This is a genomic window from Actinacidiphila rubida (assembly GCF_900110255.1).
Lineage (GTDB): Bacteria > Actinomycetota > Actinomycetes > Streptomycetales > Streptomycetaceae > Actinacidiphila > Actinacidiphila rubida.
On record NZ_FODD01000024.1, the window covers coordinates 77,505 to 93,529 of the forward strand.

The 16,025-nt window shown below is 74.3% G+C and carries 16 protein-coding genes; 7 read left to right on the forward strand and 9 right to left on the reverse strand.

The annotated features are described in order from the left end of the window. Positions 1-117 precede the first annotated feature (117 nt). Entirely contained in the window at positions 118-1,017 is a 900-nt protein-coding gene (locus BMW99_RS23670) for an aldo/keto reductase (RefSeq protein ID WP_075017496.1), read from the reverse strand. A 71-nt stretch (positions 1,018-1,088) separates the two neighbouring features. Here BMW99_RS23670 and BMW99_RS23675 point away from each other — a divergent pair, with 71 nt between their 5' ends. From BMW99_RS23675 to BMW99_RS23690, 4 genes are all read left to right on the forward strand, one after another. Beyond that, positions 1,089-1,742 (forward strand): M15 family metallopeptidase, encoded by a 654-nt coding sequence (locus tag BMW99_RS23675; RefSeq protein ID WP_069467533.1) that lies wholly within the window; start codon positions 1,089-1,091, stop codon positions 1,740-1,742. A 122-nt stretch (positions 1,743-1,864) separates the two neighbouring features. After that, on the forward strand, positions 1,865-2,428 hold the full coding sequence (locus tag BMW99_RS23680) for a dihydrofolate reductase family protein (RefSeq protein WP_069467532.1): 564 nt from the start codon (positions 1,865-1,867) through the stop codon (positions 2,426-2,428). 120 nt (positions 2,429-2,548) lie between these two features. Further along, positions 2,549-3,256: a flavin reductase family protein gene (locus tag BMW99_RS23685; protein WP_069467531.1), complete on the forward strand. Its 708-nt coding sequence runs from the start codon at positions 2,549-2,551 to the stop codon at positions 3,254-3,256. 136 nt (positions 3,257-3,392) lie between these two features. Beyond that, positions 3,393-4,682 (forward strand): M14 family zinc carboxypeptidase, encoded by a 1,290-nt coding sequence (locus BMW99_RS23690; protein WP_069467530.1) that lies wholly within the window; start codon positions 3,393-3,395, stop codon positions 4,680-4,682. Between the two features lie 218 nt (positions 4,683-4,900). On the opposite strand, the gene BMW99_RS23695 is transcribed toward BMW99_RS23690, so the two are convergent. Then, the gene (locus tag BMW99_RS23695) at positions 4,901-6,043 is read right to left on the reverse strand and encodes a ThiF family adenylyltransferase (protein ID WP_069467535.1); all 1,143 of its coding nucleotides are present in this window, start codon (positions 6,041-6,043) and stop codon (positions 4,901-4,903) included. A gap of 311 nt (positions 6,044-6,354) precedes the next feature. On the opposite strand from BMW99_RS23695, the gene BMW99_RS23700 reads away from it, so the two are divergent. After that, the gene (locus BMW99_RS23700; protein WP_322900214.1) at positions 6,355-7,677 is read left to right on the forward strand and encodes a M14 family zinc carboxypeptidase; all 1,323 of its coding nucleotides are present in this window, start codon (positions 6,355-6,357) and stop codon (positions 7,675-7,677) included. A gap of 207 nt (positions 7,678-7,884) precedes the next feature. Here the strand turns inward: BMW99_RS23700 and BMW99_RS23705 are convergent, their stop codons facing one another. Together BMW99_RS23705 and BMW99_RS23710 are read right to left on the reverse strand one after the other, a co-directional pair. Next, entirely contained in the window at positions 7,885-8,925 is a 1,041-nt protein-coding gene (locus BMW99_RS23705; RefSeq protein ID WP_075017497.1) for an aspartate-semialdehyde dehydrogenase, read from the reverse strand. 108 nt (positions 8,926-9,033) lie between these two features. Then, entirely contained in the window at positions 9,034-9,981 is a 948-nt protein-coding gene (locus BMW99_RS23710) for a dihydrodipicolinate synthase family protein (protein WP_075017498.1), read from the reverse strand. Between the two features lie 84 nt (positions 9,982-10,065). Here BMW99_RS23710 and BMW99_RS23715 point away from each other — a divergent pair, with 84 nt between their 5' ends. Beyond that, on the forward strand, positions 10,066-10,476 hold the full coding sequence (locus tag BMW99_RS23715; protein WP_107451715.1) for a GNAT family N-acetyltransferase: 411 nt from the start codon (positions 10,066-10,068) through the stop codon (positions 10,474-10,476). 30 nt (positions 10,477-10,506) lie between these two features. Here BMW99_RS23715 and BMW99_RS23720 read toward each other — a convergent pair whose 3' ends face one another. From BMW99_RS23720 to BMW99_RS23730, 3 genes are all read right to left on the reverse strand, one after another. Continuing rightward, positions 10,507-11,616 (reverse strand): aminoglycoside phosphotransferase family protein, encoded by a 1,110-nt coding sequence (locus tag BMW99_RS23720; protein WP_176735662.1) that lies wholly within the window; start codon positions 11,614-11,616, stop codon positions 10,507-10,509. 129 nt (positions 11,617-11,745) lie between these two features. Continuing rightward, positions 11,746-12,483: an HAD family hydrolase gene (locus tag BMW99_RS23725; protein ID WP_069466505.1), complete on the reverse strand. Its 738-nt coding sequence runs from the start codon at positions 12,481-12,483 to the stop codon at positions 11,746-11,748. Continuing rightward, on the reverse strand, positions 12,480-13,382 hold the full coding sequence (locus tag BMW99_RS23730; RefSeq protein WP_079138911.1) for a GntR family transcriptional regulator: 903 nt from the start codon (positions 13,380-13,382) through the stop codon (positions 12,480-12,482). The genes BMW99_RS23725 and BMW99_RS23730 overlap by 4 nt, the downstream gene beginning before the upstream one ends. 245 nt (positions 13,383-13,627) lie before the next feature. On the opposite strand from BMW99_RS23730, the gene BMW99_RS41430 reads away from it, so the two are divergent. After that, entirely contained in the window at positions 13,628-13,795 is a 168-nt protein-coding gene (locus BMW99_RS41430; protein ID WP_176735661.1) for a hypothetical protein, read from the forward strand. A gap of 30 nt (positions 13,796-13,825) precedes the next feature. Here the strand turns inward: BMW99_RS41430 and BMW99_RS23735 are convergent, their stop codons facing one another. Together BMW99_RS23735 and BMW99_RS23740 are read right to left on the reverse strand one after the other, a co-directional pair. After that, positions 13,826-15,082: a GNAT family N-acetyltransferase gene (locus BMW99_RS23735; RefSeq protein ID WP_075017499.1), complete on the reverse strand. Its 1,257-nt coding sequence runs from the start codon at positions 15,080-15,082 to the stop codon at positions 13,826-13,828. A 160-nt stretch (positions 15,083-15,242) separates the two neighbouring features. Continuing rightward, the gene (locus tag BMW99_RS23740) at positions 15,243-15,944 is read right to left on the reverse strand and encodes an RsiG family protein (protein WP_107451573.1); all 702 of its coding nucleotides are present in this window, start codon (positions 15,942-15,944) and stop codon (positions 15,243-15,245) included. Positions 15,945-16,025 lie beyond the last annotated feature (81 nt).

The following is a 16,025-nucleotide window of genomic DNA, read 5'->3' on the forward strand; positions in this document are numbered from 1 at the left end:
CCGCGCCGGAGGCGGCCGCCGGTCGAGGCGGCCGAACAGCCGAACAGCCGGACGGCCACCCGGCCGGACGGGCCTGGTCGGGCCACCGCGCGTGCGGCCGCCCGGCCGGTCCGGCGGTTACGCGGCGGCCTCCGCGTCGAGGGCGGCGAGCTCGTCCCCGGTGAGCCTGAGGGCGCCGGCCGCGACGTTCTCGGCGAGGTGCGCGGGATCGCCGGTGCCGGGGATCGCCAGGACGTGCGGGCCCTGGTGCAGGGTCCAGGCGAGGCGGATCTGCGCGGGGGTCGCGCCGTGCGCGCGGGCGGCGGCCAGCACGGCCGGGCCGTCGCCGCCGGCCGCCGCGGCTCCGGCCTCGCGGCCCTCGCCGGCGATGGCGAAGAACGGCACGAAGGCGATACCGCGGCGCCCGCACTCGGCGAGGATCTCGTCGCTGCCGTCGAGGCGGCCGCCCATCCCGAACCGGTTCTGCACGCACACCACGGGCGCGATGGCCAGGGCCTCCGCCAGCTGGTGCGGCCGCACCGTGGACACCCCGAGGTGCCGGACGATCCCGGCCTCGCGCAGCTCGGCCAGTACGCCGAAGTGCTCGGAGAGCGGCTGCGGCCCGTACATCCGCAGGTTGACCAGGTCCAGGTGGTCCCGGCCCAGCTGCCGCAGGTTCTCCTCGACCTGGCCGCGCAGCTGGTCGGGCCGGGCCAGCGGCAGCCACTCACCGGACGGGTCGCGCCCCGGGCCGACCTTGGTGGCGATCACCACGTCCTCCGGGTAGGGGCCGCCGAGCGCCTTGTTGATCAGCTCGTTCGCCGAGCGCAGTGACGAGAAGTAGAAGGCCGCGGTGTCGATGTGGTTCACGCCGAGCTCGACCGCCCGGCGCAGCACGCCGACGGCCCGGTCGCGGTCGCTGGGCGCGCCGCCCGGGCCCTCGGTCAGACGCATGGCCCCGAAGCCCATCCGGCGCACGGTCATGTCCCCGAGCTGCCAGGTTCCCGACGCCGCCGCGGTGATCGTTTCTGTGGTCATGGCGCGAGAGTGTGACACACGCGGCCACCGGCGCCCGGCTCCGGCCGGCCGCCGTACGCCATGATCGGATGATGGACACGATCATCCTGATGTCGGATTCCAAGGTCGCCGCGATACCCGTGGCCGAGTGCGGAGAGCCGCTGGTGGACGTCCGCGAGGGCGGCGCGCTGCTGACGGATCCCCAACGCGACGACGCCCGGGGTGCGTTCGCGCATCTGCGGACGTCCGTGCACGGCCGGCTGCTCGACGCGCAGGACCGGCTGCCGGACGGTCTGCGGCTGCTGTTCGTGGAGGGGTACCGGCCGCCGGCCCTGCAGCGGACGTACTTCGAGCGGTACGCGGCGGGGCTGCGGGCGGCGAACCCGGGGTGGCCGGCCGAGCGGCTGCGGGACGCGGCGAGCCGCTACGTGGCGCCGCCGGAGATCGCCCCGCACAGCGCGGGTGCCGCCGTCGACCTGACGCTGGCCACGGCCGACGGGCAGGAACTGGACATGGGGACGCGGATGAACGCCGACCCCGAGGAGAGCGGCGGCGCCTGCTACACCGCGGCGCCGGGGATCTCCTCCCGGGCCCGGGCGAACCGGGAGCTGCTGTCGGCGGCGCTGACCTCCGCCGGGCTGGTCAACTACCCGACGGAGTGGTGGCACTGGTCGTACGGCGACCGCTACTGGGCGCTGGCCACGGGCGCGCCCGCGGCGCTGTACGGACCGCGCGAGCTGGACTGAGCGGCACTCCGAGGGGATTCCCCGCCGGCGGATGTCGATTCGCGCGCCCCCCGATCGACGCAGGGACGAGAGCGCCCGCACGAGGGCGCGGGCAGCCGCACACCAGCGGCGAGGAGGACGTCATGCGCAGGATCGTCTACCTGGTGCACACCTCGGTCGACGGCTACATCGAGGGGCCGGAGGGCGAGTTCGACTGGCCGGTGATGGGGCCGGAGCTGTCCGCGTACGTGGACGAGGTCGACGAGGGCATCGGCACCTTCCTGTACGGCCGGGTGGTGTGGCAGATGATGGCGTCGTTCTGGCCGCACGCCGAGGACCTCTCCGACGACCCGCACGTGCGCAGGTTCGCGCCGCGGTGGCGTGCCATGCCCAAGGTCGTGGTCTCGCGGAGCCTGCCCGATCCCGCCGACGGCGCCGCGCGCGTGCTCCGCGGCGACGCCACCGCACTGGTCGCGGCGCTCAAGGCGGAGCCGGGGAAGGACATCCTGCTGACCGGGGGTACCGAGCTGGCCTCGCACCTGGCGGCGGCCGGGCTGCTCGACGAGTGGGTGATCGCCGTGCACCCGGTCGTCCTCGGCGGCGGACGGCGCCTGTTCACCCGGCAGGACAAGCGCGGGGCGCTCGACCTCGTCGAGTCCCGCACGGTCGACGGCCGGGTCGTGGTGCTTCGGTACGCGGCGGCCTGACCCGCCGGAGGGCCGGGCCCGAATCCGGTGGCGAGGCGGCGGCGCGGGCGCCGGCGGGACCGCGGTCGCGACGTCCGATTCCCGCCAGCCCCTTGCCCGTCCCGCGGCAAGACTGGCGGCATGACCACGGAGAACCTGTCCCCGCACTCGCGGATCGAGCCCGGCATCCTCTACTTCGGCACCCCCGTCGTCCTGCTGTCGACGCGCAACGAGGACGGCAGCCCCAACCTGGCCCCGATGTCCTCGGCGTTCTGGCTGGGCTGGCGCGGCATGCTGGGCCTGGGCGCCCGCTCGCAGACCGCCGCGAACCTGGTGCGCGAGCGCGAGGTCGTGCTGAACCTGCCGGACGAGTCGCTGGCGGCCGCCGTCGACGCGCTGGCGCTGACCACCGGGCGCGACCCCGTGCCCGACGGCAAGGCCGCCCGCGGGTACCGCCATGTGGCCGACAAGTTCGGGCGGGCCGGGCTGACCCCGGTGCCGTCCGAGACGGTCGCGCCGCCGCGGGCCGCCGAGTGCCCGGTCGCGATGGAGGCGGTCGTGGAGGCGGCGCACCCGCTCGCCGACGACGACCCGGAGCAGCGCGGCGGCATCACCGTCTTCGAGGTGCGGATCCAGCGGGTCCTCGTGCACGACGCGATCAGGATGGCCGGGTCGGACCGCCGCATCGACCCGGACCGGTGGCGGCCGCTGCTGATGAGTTTCCAGGAGCTGTACGGGCTCGGCGGCCGGCTGCGCCCGTCGGCGCTGGCCGGCATCCCCGAGGACGTGTACCGCGGCCCCGACATCGCCCGCTCCCGCACCGCGACGGCGGCCGTGGGGCGCCCTTGACACCCGCAGTCCGCCAACCGAGTCTGATCTGTGCACGCGGCGGCACCGGTTGGTCGCCGTCAGTTCCCGTGCGCGACAGCAGATGCGGGCCGGGCGCCGGCCGCTGGTCGGCGCAGGTCGTCGAGGAGGAGCCGCCATGCGGGCGCCAGACGCGTACCCGACCGTGTCAGGCGTCGCGGCGGCGGCCCGCGTCCTGGCCCTGCGGCACCCGGACCTGTGCCGGATGCGGCTCGCCGGGGAGTCGCGGGCCGGGCGGCCGCTGTGGCTGCTGTCGGTCGGGCACGGCAGGCGCCGGATCCTCGCGGTGGCCGGCCCGCACCCCGACGAGCAGGCCGGCGGCGCGACCGCGCTGTGGCTGGCCGAGCAGGCCGTGCGGGACCGCCGCAGGCTCGCCGAGGCCGACGTGACCTGGGACTTCCTGCTGTGCCTCGACCCCGACGGGACCGTGCTGAACGAGAACGGACCGGCCGGGGAGCGCCCGCCGGCCGTCCACTACCGGCACACGTTCCGACCGCACGCAGCCGAACAGCCCGAGTGGGCGGGCTCGTTGCGCAGCCCGCGGGAGGAACTCCCGGAGACCTTCGCGCTGCTGGCGATCATCGACGAGCTGAAGCCGGTGCTGCAGTTCTCGCTGCACGGCACGGACGTCGGCGGCAGTTGGGTGCAGCTCACCGGCGACGTCCCGGGCCTGGCCGAGCCGTTCGGGAAGTACGCCGCCGAACTCGACATCCCCGTGCAGACCGGCACCTTCGACGCGCTGTTCTGGCAGAGCGCGGGCCCGGGCGTCTTCGTGCTGCCGCCCAGGGGCGAGCAGGAGCGGTTCGGCACCGAGCCGGAGAGCGCGGACGGTTCCACCTGGAGCCGCCCGCACCGGCACGGCGGACTCACCGTCCTGGTGGAGGTGCCGATGTGGGCGACCCGCAGGGTCGCCGACCCGGCGCCGCACCCCGACCCGGCGCAGGCCGTCGTCGCGCTCGGCGCCCGGCTGCGCAAGGACGGCGCGGCCGCGGCGACCTCCCTGGAGCGCGCGCTGCCGCTGCTGGAGCGGGCCCGGCTGACCGGCAGTCCCGTGCTGCGGGGCGTCGAGCAGGCGGTCGGGGCGTTCTCCGGCCTCGCCGGAGAGTTCGAGGGACTGGCCACCCGCTCCCCGGTCCCGCTGACCATGGCCCACATCGCGGCCCTGGACATCGCGGCCCGCCGCATCCCGCTGCGCGCCGCCGGGATGCTGCTGCGCCTGCTGGACGAGGCACGTCTCGACGAGGACCCCCACAGCGAGCCGGCGCGCCTGCGTTCGCGCCTGGAGCGCCGTATCGACGCGGGCGCCCGCGATCTCGTCGCGAGCACCGACGCGCGCTGGGTACCGATCCCCGACCAGATCGAACTCCAGGCCCGCACGTGCCTGGCGGCGGCCGACCTGGTGCTGTGAGGCGCGCCCCGTCGCCGAGCGTGCGGTGAGGCGTGCCCGGTCGCCGGGGTGGGAGGCCGTCTCCCAGCGCCGGTGTCCGGCTCCGCGCGGCTCGGCCGCCGTGCCGGGCCGTGGACTCCGCCGGCGGGATGCCGGGTGCGGCCCGTCGGGGATCGACGGGCGCCCCCACGGGGGGAGCCGGGGAGCGTTGCGCGCGCCGCCGGGTGAACGAGGGCCCGTCACCCGTTCGGGGCGGTGCGCGGGCGCGCGGGCCGCGCCGCCTGGGTGGCGGCACCGCAGGCCGGGCAGTCCGCACGGCGGGGGTGCCGCTGCAGCACCGGGTCCTGGAGCGCCATGAGGTTGACGCCGTAGCGGAAGCCGGGGCGCATCGGCGGCACCCCGGTGAGGAGGGCGAGCGCGGCGTGGGCGACCAGGGTGCCGGACAGGCCGGCGGTCACCGCGCTCGCCGGGTTCCAGGGCATGCGCGGCGACGCGTCGTCCTCGTCCTGCCCGGGCCGCAGCCTCAGGTCGCGGCGCTCGGCCTCGCCGGCCCGCTGGCACTCCCAGCAGGGGCCGTCGCCGGGGACGTGGACGCCCGCGGTGACCAGCGGGCCCCGGTAGCCGCCCTCCACCCAGGGTGTGCCGAGGCCCAGGCAGACCCGGTTCGCCCAGCGGCGGATCTCCGGGGGCCGGTCCGCGCCGAGCACCAGCAGGTCGTAGGGGGCGGGGCCGCCGGTGAGGAGGTCGGCGAGGTCGGCGGGCCCGCGCACCTCGCGCCGCTCGCCGGTCACGGCGACATCGGAGTTCAGGCCGCGCAGCGCGGCGAGCGCGGCCTCGGTCTTGGGACGCCCGATGTCCGCCTCGCGGTAGAGCAACTGGCGGTTGAGGTTGGACAGTTCGACCACGTCGGGGTCGACGGCGTGGAGCTGCCCGACGCCCGAGGCGACCAGGATCTGCGCGGCGGCGCCGCCGGTGCCGCCGATACCCAGCACCAGCACCCGTGCTCTGCGCAGCCGCAGTTGGGCGTTCCACGGGCTGGCCCGCGGGCCGAGGTCCATCCAGCGCAGCAGCGCGACGCCGCGGGCGTACCGCACGCGGTCGCGGGGCATCAGCCCGTCGGGCAGCGGGGCGGCCGCGTCGTCGACGTACCCCGCCTCCCGTAACTCGGCCATCGCCGCGCGCACGGCCTCCCGCGGCACCGCCGGGTGCCGCAGCGTCACTCCTTCGGCGATCTGCGCCGCGGAACGGCTGCCGTCCATCATCTGGGTGAGGGTCCAGATCCACCCGTCGGGGTCCTGGATCTCCGCGCCGATCCCGTAGATCACGCTGCCGATCCGCACATTGCCGTCGACCGTGCGGTACGGGCGGTGCTCGGGTTTGATCCGCGGCCTGCGCAGGCCCTCGGCTCGCGTGCCCGCCTCCCCGTACCCGTCAGGAATCAGCGCCACCCGGCTCCCCCTCGCCTCTCGACCTCGCCCGGCCCCAGGTGAACAACCCCGTCGGCAGCGGCGCCCCTTGACACTGTCGCCGGGCCGCCGCAGCCTTGGCAAGGCGCGGGGACAACCCGGGGTGATACAACGACTACCCTGCGCGCCAGCCGACTTGTACAGAGAGGGGATCTCGTGGCAGCCACGATCGTCATCCGGCCACTGGACAAGAAGGAGACCACCGGCGACAGCAATTCCAACGGCACGTGACGTCGGCGATGGCCGACGCCTATCCGAGCGTCGCGGGGGTCGCTGCCGCGGCCTCCGCGTTCGCGCGCTTCCACCCTGGGCTCTGCACGCTGCGGCAGGTGGGCAAGTCGCGCGAAGGACGTCCGCTGCACCTGCTCAGCGCGGGGCACGGGCGGCGCAACGTCCTGGTGGTGGCCGCACCCCACTCCGACGAGCGGATCGGCCCGGCGACCGCGCTGCGGCTGGCCGAACGCGTCGCGCAGGACCCCGGCCTGCACGCGCGGGCCGACGCGTCCTGGCACTTCCTGCTGTGCCTGGACCCGGACGGCACCGTGCGCAGCGAGGAGGGTCCCGCGGTGCGCCGCACCCCGGCCGCGCACTTCCGGCACTCCTACCGGCCGCCGGCGGACGAACAGCCCGAGTGGGCACCTTCGGTGCGCCCGGCCGATGACCAACTGCCGGAGTCGCAGGCGCTGTTCGACCTGATCGACGAGCTGCGGCCCTTTCTGCAGTGCTCGTTGCACGGCAACGACCTCGGCGGCTCGTGGATCCAGCTGACGCGGGACATCCCGGGACTGGCCGAGCCGCTCGGCAAGCTGTCCGCCGAGCGGGACGTGCCGGTGCAGACCGGCACCTACGACGCCATGTACTGGACGGTGTCGGGGCCGGGCGTCTACGTGATGCCCGAGCCGGGCCGGCCCACCCAGTTCCCGAGCCTGCCCGAGGACGTCACCCGCTCCACGTGGGTGCGGCCCCACCGGTACGGCGGGATGACCGCGCTGTTCGAGGTGCCGATGTGGGGCAGCCGCCGGGTCGCCGACACCGCCCCGCACCCGGATCCGGCCCGCGCCCTGACCGCGCTGGCCGGGCTGCTGCGCCGCCAGTCGGACCGGACGCGGAGACTGCTCGACGACGTGCGGGGGCTGCTGTCCGCGGCCGGCCCCGCCGGACCGGGGTCGTGCACGCCGCGCGAGCCGGGCGGGATCACCGACACGCTGCTGCGGCTGGCCGCCGGCATGACCGACATCTGCCCGCAGGTCGCCGACGACTGGGAGGCGCTGCACCCGTCGCCCGTCGAGCTGACCCTGGCGCACGTCACGGCCCTGGACATCGCGGCCCGCCGCATCTCCCTGCGCACCACGGGCACGCTGCTGCGGCTGCTCGCCGGGGTGCCGGGCGAGGCCGCGGGGCGCACCCGGGACGAGTGCGAGCGGCTGCTGCTGCGCTGGGCCGACGAGCTGGCCGTCGGCCACGACCTGGCGTGGATTCCGGTGCCCGAGCAGGTCGAGTTGCAGTCCGAGTGCGTCCTCGCCGCGTTCCGCCTCCTCACGGCGGAGTGAGGCGGAGGCGGCGGGCAGGCGCGCTGCCGGCCGCCAGGCAGGCGGCCGACCGGCACACAGCCGGCGGGCACGCGCCGCGCCGGCCGTGAGCGGCGGCCCGGAGCCGGGGCGAGCCGGGCCCGCCGGGCCCGAAGCCAGGGCCGGGGCACGCTCGGGCCGGCGCCCCGGACGCCGGCCCCTCCTGGACCGCCCGCGGCGGCCCCGGGATCAGACCGCCGCGGCGGCCGTCAGCTCGGCGGCGACGAGTTCGGCGATCTGCACCGCGTTCAGGGCCGCGCCCTTGCGCAGGTTGTCGTTGGACATGAACAGCGCCAGGCCGTTCTCCACCGTCTCGTCGAGGCGGATCCGGCCCACATAGGACGGGTCCCTGCCGGCGGCCTGCAGCGGCGTCGGAATCTCGGACACCTCCACGCCGGGCGCCTGCGCCAGCAGCTCGTAGGCGCGTTCGACGCTGATCGGCCGCTCGAAACGGGCGTTGACCTGCAGCGAGTGCCCGGCGAAGACCGGCACGCGGACGCAGGTGCCGGAGACCTTCAGGCCGGGGATCTCCAGGATCCGGCGGGTCTCGTTGCGGAGCTTCTGCTCCTCGTCGGTCTCGAAGCTGCCGTCGTCGACGAGGTTCCCGGCGAACGGCAGCACGTTGTAGGCGATCGGGCGCTTGTAGACGGCCGGCTCGGGGAACGCGACGGCGTCGCCGTCGAAGGTGAGGCCGTCGGCGGTCGCGGTGACCGCGGTCGCCTGGGCGTGCAGCTCGGCGACGCCGGCCAGCCCGGACCCGGACACCGCCTGGTAGGTGGTGGCGACCATGGCGACCAGCCCGGCCTCCGCGTGCAGCGGCTTGAGCACCGGCATCGCGGCCATGGTCGTGCAGTTCGGGTTCGCGATGATGCCCTTGGGGCGCCGGGCGAGCGCGTGCGGGTTGACCTCGGAGACGACCAGCGGCACGTCGGGGTCGCGGCGCCACGCCGAGGAGTTGTCGATCACGACGGCGCCCTGTCCGGCGACCTTCTCCGCGAGGTCGCGGGAGGTGCCGCCGCCGGCCGAGAAGATCACGATGTCCAGGCCGGTGTAGTCGGCGGTGGCGGCGTCCTCGACGACGACCTCGCCGCCGTCCCACGGCAGCGCCCTGCCCGCCGACCGGGCGGACGCGAACAGCCGCAGCTGCGTCACCGGGAACTTCCGCTCCGCCAGCACGCTGCGCACGACCCCGCCGACCTGTCCGGTCGCTCCGACGATTCCGATCCTCATGCGGTCTCTCTCCGATCTGGTGGTGCGCTCCCGGCGGTGGGGCCCAGGCCCGGGCCTTCGCCGCCGCTTCGAGTATCCCCCGCTCCGGGAAGGAGGCGGTGCCGGGTTTCAGCTGGCGAGATGTGCGGCGGCCGGCCGGGGCTCGGCCGGGGAGGCCGCGGGCGCGGCGGCCCCCGCCGTCCGGGCGGGTGCGGTCCGCGGCTGCTCCAGGGCCGTGAGCAGGTCCAGGGCGGCGTCCCGGGCGGCCGCACCGGCCGGGAGCAGCGGCAGGCGGACGTACGGCGTCGGGATCAGGCCGCGGGCGTGCAGCACGGCCTTGATCACGGTCGGGTTCGGCTCCCGGAACAGCGCGGCGCCCAGCGCCGACAGCCGGTGGCCCAGCTCCCGGTCGCCGGTCGCGGCCAGCTCCGCCCAGCGGGCGGTGGCCAGGTGCGCGGAGGCCAGGACGGCGCCGTCGGCGCCCAGCGCCAGCAGGGCGGGCGCGAACACGTCGTCCCCGCCGAGCACCTCGAAGCCGGCCGGGCGGTCGCCGAGCAGCGCGACGATCTCGGCGTCCACCGCGCCCGTGGAGTACTTCATCCCGGTCACGCCGGGGATCGCGGCCAGCGCGCGCAGCGCGGCGGTGCCCAGCGGCTGCCCGGTGCGGAACGACACGTGGTAGACGGTCAGCGGCACCGGCGAGGCCGCGGCCAGCTCGCGGAAGTGGGCGATCACGCCCTGTTCGCCCGGACGGGTGAACGACGGGACGGTCACCAGGGCCGCGTCGGGCAGGGACGGCAGCGCGGCGAGGGCGGCCAGCTCCCGGGCGGTCCGCCCGGTGGCACCGGACCCCACGCCCACGGTGAAGCGCGCGCCGCGCGCCCGGCAGACCCGGCCGACGGTCTCCGTGACGGCGGCCCGCTCGCCGTCGTCCAGGGCCGCGGCCTCCGCGGTCGTCCCCAGGGCGACGAGGCCGGTGGCACCGTCGTCGAGCACGCGGTGCGCGAGCGCCTCCAGGGACTCCGTGTCCACCTGCCCGGTGGGCCCGAACGGGGTGATCAGCGGTACGTGGATCATGTCTGCGAGTGTCACCCGGACCCTCGCGGAAGGTCCAGTGAAATGTCGTGGAGGGAACTCTTAAGCAGCCCTACTCTTCGGTCCATGTACGAGATATCCGCGGACCCGGCCCGCCTCGACGTCCCCCGCATCCACCACTGGCTTTCCACCGACGCCTACTGGGCGCTGGGCCGCACTCTCGCCAAGCAGCAGGCCGCGATCGAGGGGTCCCTCAACTTCGGCGCCTACCACTCGGCGACGGGCGAGCAGCACGCCTACGCCCGGGTCGTCACCGACCGCGCGACCTTCGCCTGGCTCTGCGACGTCTACGTCGCCCGCGAGGCCCGCGGCAGCGGCCTCGGCACCTCCCTGGTCACCGCCGTCCGCGACCACCTCGCCCCCTTCGGCCTCCGCCGCATCCTCCTCGCCACGGACGACGCGCACGGCGTCTACGCCAGGATCGGCTTCGAGCCCCTCCCCCGGCCGGACAAGTGGATGTCGATCGGCGCGTCCTAGCCGAGTAGGGCGGGGGTGCGCGGGGCCTTCCTAGACGTCCGCGGACGGGCCTCGGCCGCCGTGCACCCGCGCCCACGCCAGCAGGGCACGCTCGACCTCGGTGCGGCTGGGCACGCGGTTGAGGTGCAGCGGTCCGGCCGCGAGGTGCAGCGCGTTGCGCACGCGGCTGACCGCCGAGCCGACCGCCCCCGGCACGGGGTGGGCGCCCAGTCCGCGGGCCGCCCTGATGGTGTCCGCGAACAGTGACTGCGCCCGCTCGTACGTGAGGTACACCGGCAGGTCCCGGTTCAGGCCCTCGGCGGCCTCCGGACGCACCGCGGCACGCCACCGTTCGACGACCTCCCAGCGCTGCTCCGCCGGGTACCGCATCCGCACGAGGTGGATCGCGAGGTCGTACAACGGGTCGCCCCACATGGCGAGTTCCCAGTCCACCAGCGTCAGCCCGGCGCCGTCGTCGCGGACGATGACGTTGTGGCGGTGCAGGTCGCCGTGGACGAGCGAGAACGGGCGCGGGCGGAGAGCGGGGATCCGCCGGCGGAGCAGGCGCAGCGCGTTCGCGGGGACCTCGAGCGCCGCGAAGAGCGACCCCAGATCACCCCAGTGGGCGGCGCGGACCTCGCGGTCGGCGATCTCGGCGCGGTCGCGGAGGAACGTCCGGCTGTCCCCGTCGGCGGCCCAGCCCTTCGGCATCGGCGGCAGGATGTCCGCGGGGACGCGGGTGAACTCGGCCATCTGGGCCACGAGGTTCTCGACGTGGATCGTGTCCACCGGCTTGCCGGGCGGACAGACCGCGGCGAGTGTCGTGCCGGGGATGAACTCGTGCACCGAGGTGTCGGGAATGCCCGCGAAGTAGCGAGGGAGGTTGCGGACCGCACCGGCTTCGCGAAGGGCCCGCAGGACGGCGCCCTCGTCGGGCCAGGGCCGCTCGACGACCTTCATCGCGTCCCGGCGGCCGACCCGCACCTTGACCGGGGTGTCCACACCCAGGGCGGCCAGCGTCGCGCTGCCGCCGGACCCGCTGAGCAGGTAGTTGTGGTTGTGGAATCCCGCCAGGCAGAAGCCGTCCCGGAGTGCGTCCGCACGCAACTCCGCCCACGCCGCAGGCGACAACTGCTCCTGGCAGGTCGTCAAGCCGCTCAAGGCTCTGCTCCCCGGCACTTACGGGGACGGCCGGCGCCGGCCCGACAGCGTTTGGGACGGAACACTAGTGGGTACCGGTGAGTCCGGCCATCGGGAGGCGGTTAAGGTCGCGTAACACGCGGTGATCTCTCACCCGTTCGGAGGTCGCATCGGACGGACCGTACGAATAGCGGCGACGAGCGGTTCCATGCCCACGACGAAGGCGGCGGCCCTCACGTCGCCCCCCGAAAAGCGCGCGATGCGCTGTTCCGTGGACGCGTATCCGAGGAAGGGCACCCCCGCCTCACGAGCCGCTTCGGCATCAGGTGCCGAATCGCCGATCATCAGGCAGTCCCCGGGCTTGGCGCCCATGGCCCTCATGGCCCTTTCCAGGCAGTCGGGGTGCGGTTTCATCTTCTCGGGATCGTCCGCCCTGCGGCCGTATATCCGGCCTTCGAAGGCGTCCTCCAGGCCGTGGTCCTTCAGGTAGATCTCGACCGCCTGGGGCGCGTTGTTGGTCGTGATGGCCAGGACCCTTCCGCGCTCCACGGCGGCCTCGATGAACTCCCCGGCCCCGGCGGTGGGTACGGCGGACCGCACGGCCACCTCTTCGCCTCCGGTCAGCCTCGACTCCAGCAGCCGGGTCAGTTCGGCCGCAAGGGGGCGGGCCCGCACGATCTGGTGGGGATCACGACTGCCCCTGAACTCGCCCACGAGCTCGGCCCCGTGCAGATCCACCAGACCGTGCATCTCCTGGGCTATCTCCGGCGCGTGGCCGTTCGCGAACAGTTGGCACATCGGGCCGTCGAAATCGAGAAGCAGGCAGGACGCGCGATCGAGCAGGGTACGGAGGTCGGCCGGGCGAGCATGGTTGTACGCGGAAGTCACTCGTCGAGTTTCATGGGCTCGGCGATGTTTGACCAGAGCGATTCGAACCAGTCCCTGCTCTCACTGACGAAGCGTGAGCTGTGGCTGTCGGAATGCTCCGGATCCGCACGATAAGGGAAGAGCACCGCACCGATGCCGAGGACGTCGTAGATCTCACCTCGATGGACTCCCCACGCCACTTCCCTCGGGAGGACCTGGTAATGGCCCGTGAGCACGGTCGAACCGTTGAGCACGTAGAGCTTGTGCAACGGGGTGACGGGCACGGTGCGCACCTCCAGGCTCGATCGGACGGGGAGGTCGGGCTGCTGGGTGATCTGGTTGAAGGCGCTGTCGAGACTGACCGTCTGGGCACGGACGAGCGCGCGGAGCCGCTGCAGCGGCCAGTCGGAGTCGCCCTCCACCAGGCGGGGGATGGCGAGACGCGCGTCCAGGCTGGGGAGCACGAGCCGCATCCGGATCGACGCCGGTGTGAGCTCACGTCGCAGGACGCGGTTCAACGGCACTGCCAGCGCCGTGTTGAGGGTCTCGGCGGACAGTGAGTACACGTCGATCGTGATGTCCTCCGCCTCGAAGGCGGCCGTGATCTCGCTGTCGAGCACCGCGAACGTGGGACCTGGGGTGCCCCACCCCGACGGCTGCGTCCCCGCCGTCCGGCGCCAGTGCAGCACCTCCGCCGAGCGGCCGCGCTGGTTGTCGATGTAGCCGTCCTTGCGGAGGGCGGTCAGGGCGCGCTGGACGGTGGGGCGGGAGACGTCGAAGCGTTTTTCCAACTCGGCTTGCGAGGGGAGACGTTCGCCGATCGGGAAGACGCCGTCCTCGATCTCGCCACGCAGCACATCCGCGATGTGCAGGTAGGGCGGCTGATCGGAGGGTGGAGAGACCTGCTCTTCCTCGTTCACGTCACCACGCTACAACTTCCTGCCATCCAGGACTGCTTGCTTGACCTGAGTTTACGGATCTCAGGCAACCGGGCACATCCTTGAGTGAGAGAACTCATTCAACTAGCTGACAGGTCAGGCAAGTTGAATGATCCAACCTCAACTCGGGGGTCGCAACTTCCCGTCCAAGGACGTACGGGACGCACCGCAGCCACCCACCTTCAGCACGGAGCCACCAGGAAGGGCGACACGAAGGAGGGACGGTCATGCTCGCTCTCAGCTTGTGTGCCTACGCGTTCGAACAGCTCGTCCAGTGGAAGTACGGCGCGGCCGGGATGCTGGCGGTCGGGCTTGTCAGCTGGGGACACAAGGCGCGCAACACCACGTGCACGGTCATCGGACTCACCGCGCTGGCGGTGCTGCTCGCGCAGTGAGTCCGCGGGCCCGGCGGCCAGGGCACCCGGTCAGAAGACGTCCGGGCACCACGGCCGGCGGGCGGTACGGAACAGGGCGTCGGCCGCACGGACGGCGCCCGGGCGGTCCTCCGCCACGCGGCCCAGCGCGGCGAGCCGGGACACCGACTCGTCACCCAGGTAGAGGCACCCCAGGTCCGCGACGTCGAGCGTGAGTTCGGGCTCGTCCGCGGCCGTCGAAGGAGTGCACCGGCCGGCGCCCGCGGCGTCGGTCTCCAGGACGAAGCGCCCGCCGGCCAGTCCGGCCGTGTCGCGCACGTCCAGCACCAGGCGGGTGGGCGCACCGCCGTAGGTGCGGGCGGACAGCGCGACGGGAACGTCGAGCACGCGCAGCCACATGAAGTCGGCGAGGGTCTCGGTCCGCGCCGCTCGCGGGTCCCCGAGCAGCAGCGGCAGGACGTCGTCGGGGGCGCGGTGGTTGGTGTCGAGCCTCGTCACCCAGTCCAGGGACAGCAGGAAGCGCCACAGCGCCTGCTCCGCGGCCGGCGTCGCCGCGATCAGCTGCCGCACCTTGGCGTCGACCCGCGGCAGCTTGCCCGGCCAGGGGTGGTCGACCGTGGTGTACGCCACCAGTCCCTGGACCTCTCCGGCCGCGTCGCGGTGCATCGCGAAGAACGGCTCGGTCCACGGCTGCGAGGCGAACACCCGCTCGCCGGTGGCGATCTCCCACCATCCGGGCGTGCGGTCGATGGCGCCCGGGGTCAGCGCGCGGACGCGGTCGTGCAGCGCGGGGCCGGCCTTGCGGACCTCGTCGACGCCCACCAGATCGACCCGGCCGCCGTCGTCCGGGCCGGCGTAGCGCGGGTCGAGCGCCGCCCTCGGGAGGTCCACCTCCCAGTCCGCCACCCAGGTCGCGGGACCGAAGCCGAAGCGCCCGTAGATCGGGTACTCGGCGGCGACGAGGATCGCCACCGCCTCGCCGCGCTCCTTGGCGTCCGCCAGGTCAGCGGCCATCAGGCGGCTGGCCAGGCCGCGGCGGCGGTGCGTGGCGGTGACGGAGACGTTGGTGATCGCCGAGGCGGCGAGGAACGCCCCACCGGGGACGGTCAGTTCGCGCGGCATGCTGCGGAAGGTGGCCACGCAGCGGCCCTGGTCGAAGGCACCGCGGGTTCGCGCGAGGTCGTACGCGGCACGGCGGGCGGCCACCTCCTCGTCCGTCACGGAGGGGGCGAGATGGAACCCGGTGTGCAGGGCGCGCACCCAGTCGGCGACATCGGTCTCGTCCAGCGTGCGGATCTCAGGGCTCATGGCCGCACGCTAGGCGAGCCGCCCACGGCCCTGCATCCGATTAACGGGCCGGTGGGGCACCGCGTCAAGGACCGCCCGGTCAAGGGACACCCGGTCAACGGCCACCCGGTCGACGGCCGCCCGGTCCCTGCTTCGGTGAGCCCGGCGGCCGTGCGGCCGCTCAGCCGTCGGCCAGCAGATCGTCCACCCGCGCCTCACCGTCCCGGTAGCGCCGGGTGATCTCGGCGGAGCAGCCGTCCACGGTCCGCTGCAGGGCGTGCCGGCGCCCGGAGACGTGCTGCTCGTGGCGCAGCAGCCGGCCCATGGCCACGTCCAGTTCGGGGTCGGTGCGCGCGTCGAGGTCGGACAGCTCGACCTCGGACAGCATCTCCTCGGCCAGCGCCCTGACCCGCTCGGTCAGCGGGGTGCCGAGGGTGACGTGCCGCGCCGAGGACCGGACGCGGGAGGGCCCGTCGGTGAGGATCTCCGAGAGGCGGTCGACGACCGGGGCGTCCGCGGCCGGCCGCCCGCCGGGGGTGGCGGGGCCGCTGCCGCGCCGGTTCAGCTCGGCGTGGAGGATGTCGATCCGCCCGTGCAGCATGCGCCGCAGGTAGGAGAGGTCGGCCTCCTCCTGCTGGGCGTCCCGGCGCAGGGCGCGCAGCGCGGCCAGGTCCAGCCGGGCGAGGTCGGGGGTCGGGGTGTCCATGAGCGGACTGCGCGGCGCGGGCGGGCGCAGCGGGCCCATGGCGTCGGCCTTCAGCATGGGATGGCCCTTCCTGGTGGGCGCCGTCGAAACGGCGGCCGTCGGTCCGGCGGGGCCGGACGCCGCCGTAGGTGCTGGTGCGGCGGTGCCGGAAGTCTCTCCAGTGCCGGGTGTCGTCATACCTGTCGTCCCTCCCTCGCGGCGAGCGCGCCGCGACCCGGAATCGATGCTGCCACTTGCCGCTGACACCCCGCAGCGACA

What these genes read in the sequence shown, in the direction of transcription:
- BMW99_RS23670 (WP_075017496.1), bottom strand. Translation starts at nt 1,017, where the DNA reads ATGACCACAGAAACGATCACCGCGGCGGCGTCGGGAACCTGGCAGCTC.
- BMW99_RS23675 (WP_069467533.1), top strand. Translation starts at nt 1,089, where the DNA reads ATGGACACGATCATCCTGATGTCGGATTCCAAGGTCGCCGCGATACCC.
- BMW99_RS23680 (WP_069467532.1), top strand. Translation starts at nt 1,865, where the DNA reads ATGCGCAGGATCGTCTACCTGGTGCACACCTCGGTCGACGGCTACATC.
- BMW99_RS23685 (WP_069467531.1), top strand. Translation starts at nt 2,549, where the DNA reads ATGACCACGGAGAACCTGTCCCCGCACTCGCGGATCGAGCCCGGCATC.
- BMW99_RS23690 (WP_069467530.1), top strand. Translation starts at nt 3,393, where the DNA reads ATGCGGGCGCCAGACGCGTACCCGACCGTGTCAGGCGTCGCGGCGGCG.
- BMW99_RS23705 (WP_075017497.1), bottom strand. Translation starts at nt 8,925, where the DNA reads ATGAGGATCGGAATCGTCGGAGCGACCGGACAGGTCGGCGGGGTCGTG.
- BMW99_RS23710 (WP_075017498.1), bottom strand. Translation starts at nt 9,981, where the DNA reads ATGATCCACGTACCGCTGATCACCCCGTTCGGGCCCACCGGGCAGGTG.
- BMW99_RS23715 (WP_107451715.1), top strand. Translation starts at nt 10,066, where the DNA reads ATGTACGAGATATCCGCGGACCCGGCCCGCCTCGACGTCCCCCGCATC.
- BMW99_RS41430 (WP_176735661.1), top strand. Translation starts at nt 13,628, where the DNA reads ATGCTCGCTCTCAGCTTGTGTGCCTACGCGTTCGAACAGCTCGTCCAG.
- BMW99_RS23735 (WP_075017499.1), bottom strand. Translation starts at nt 15,082, where the DNA reads ATGAGCCCTGAGATCCGCACGCTGGACGAGACCGATGTCGCCGACTGG.
- BMW99_RS23740 (WP_107451573.1), bottom strand. Translation starts at nt 15,944, where the DNA reads ATGACGACACCCGGCACTGGAGAGACTTCCGGCACCGCCGCACCAGCA.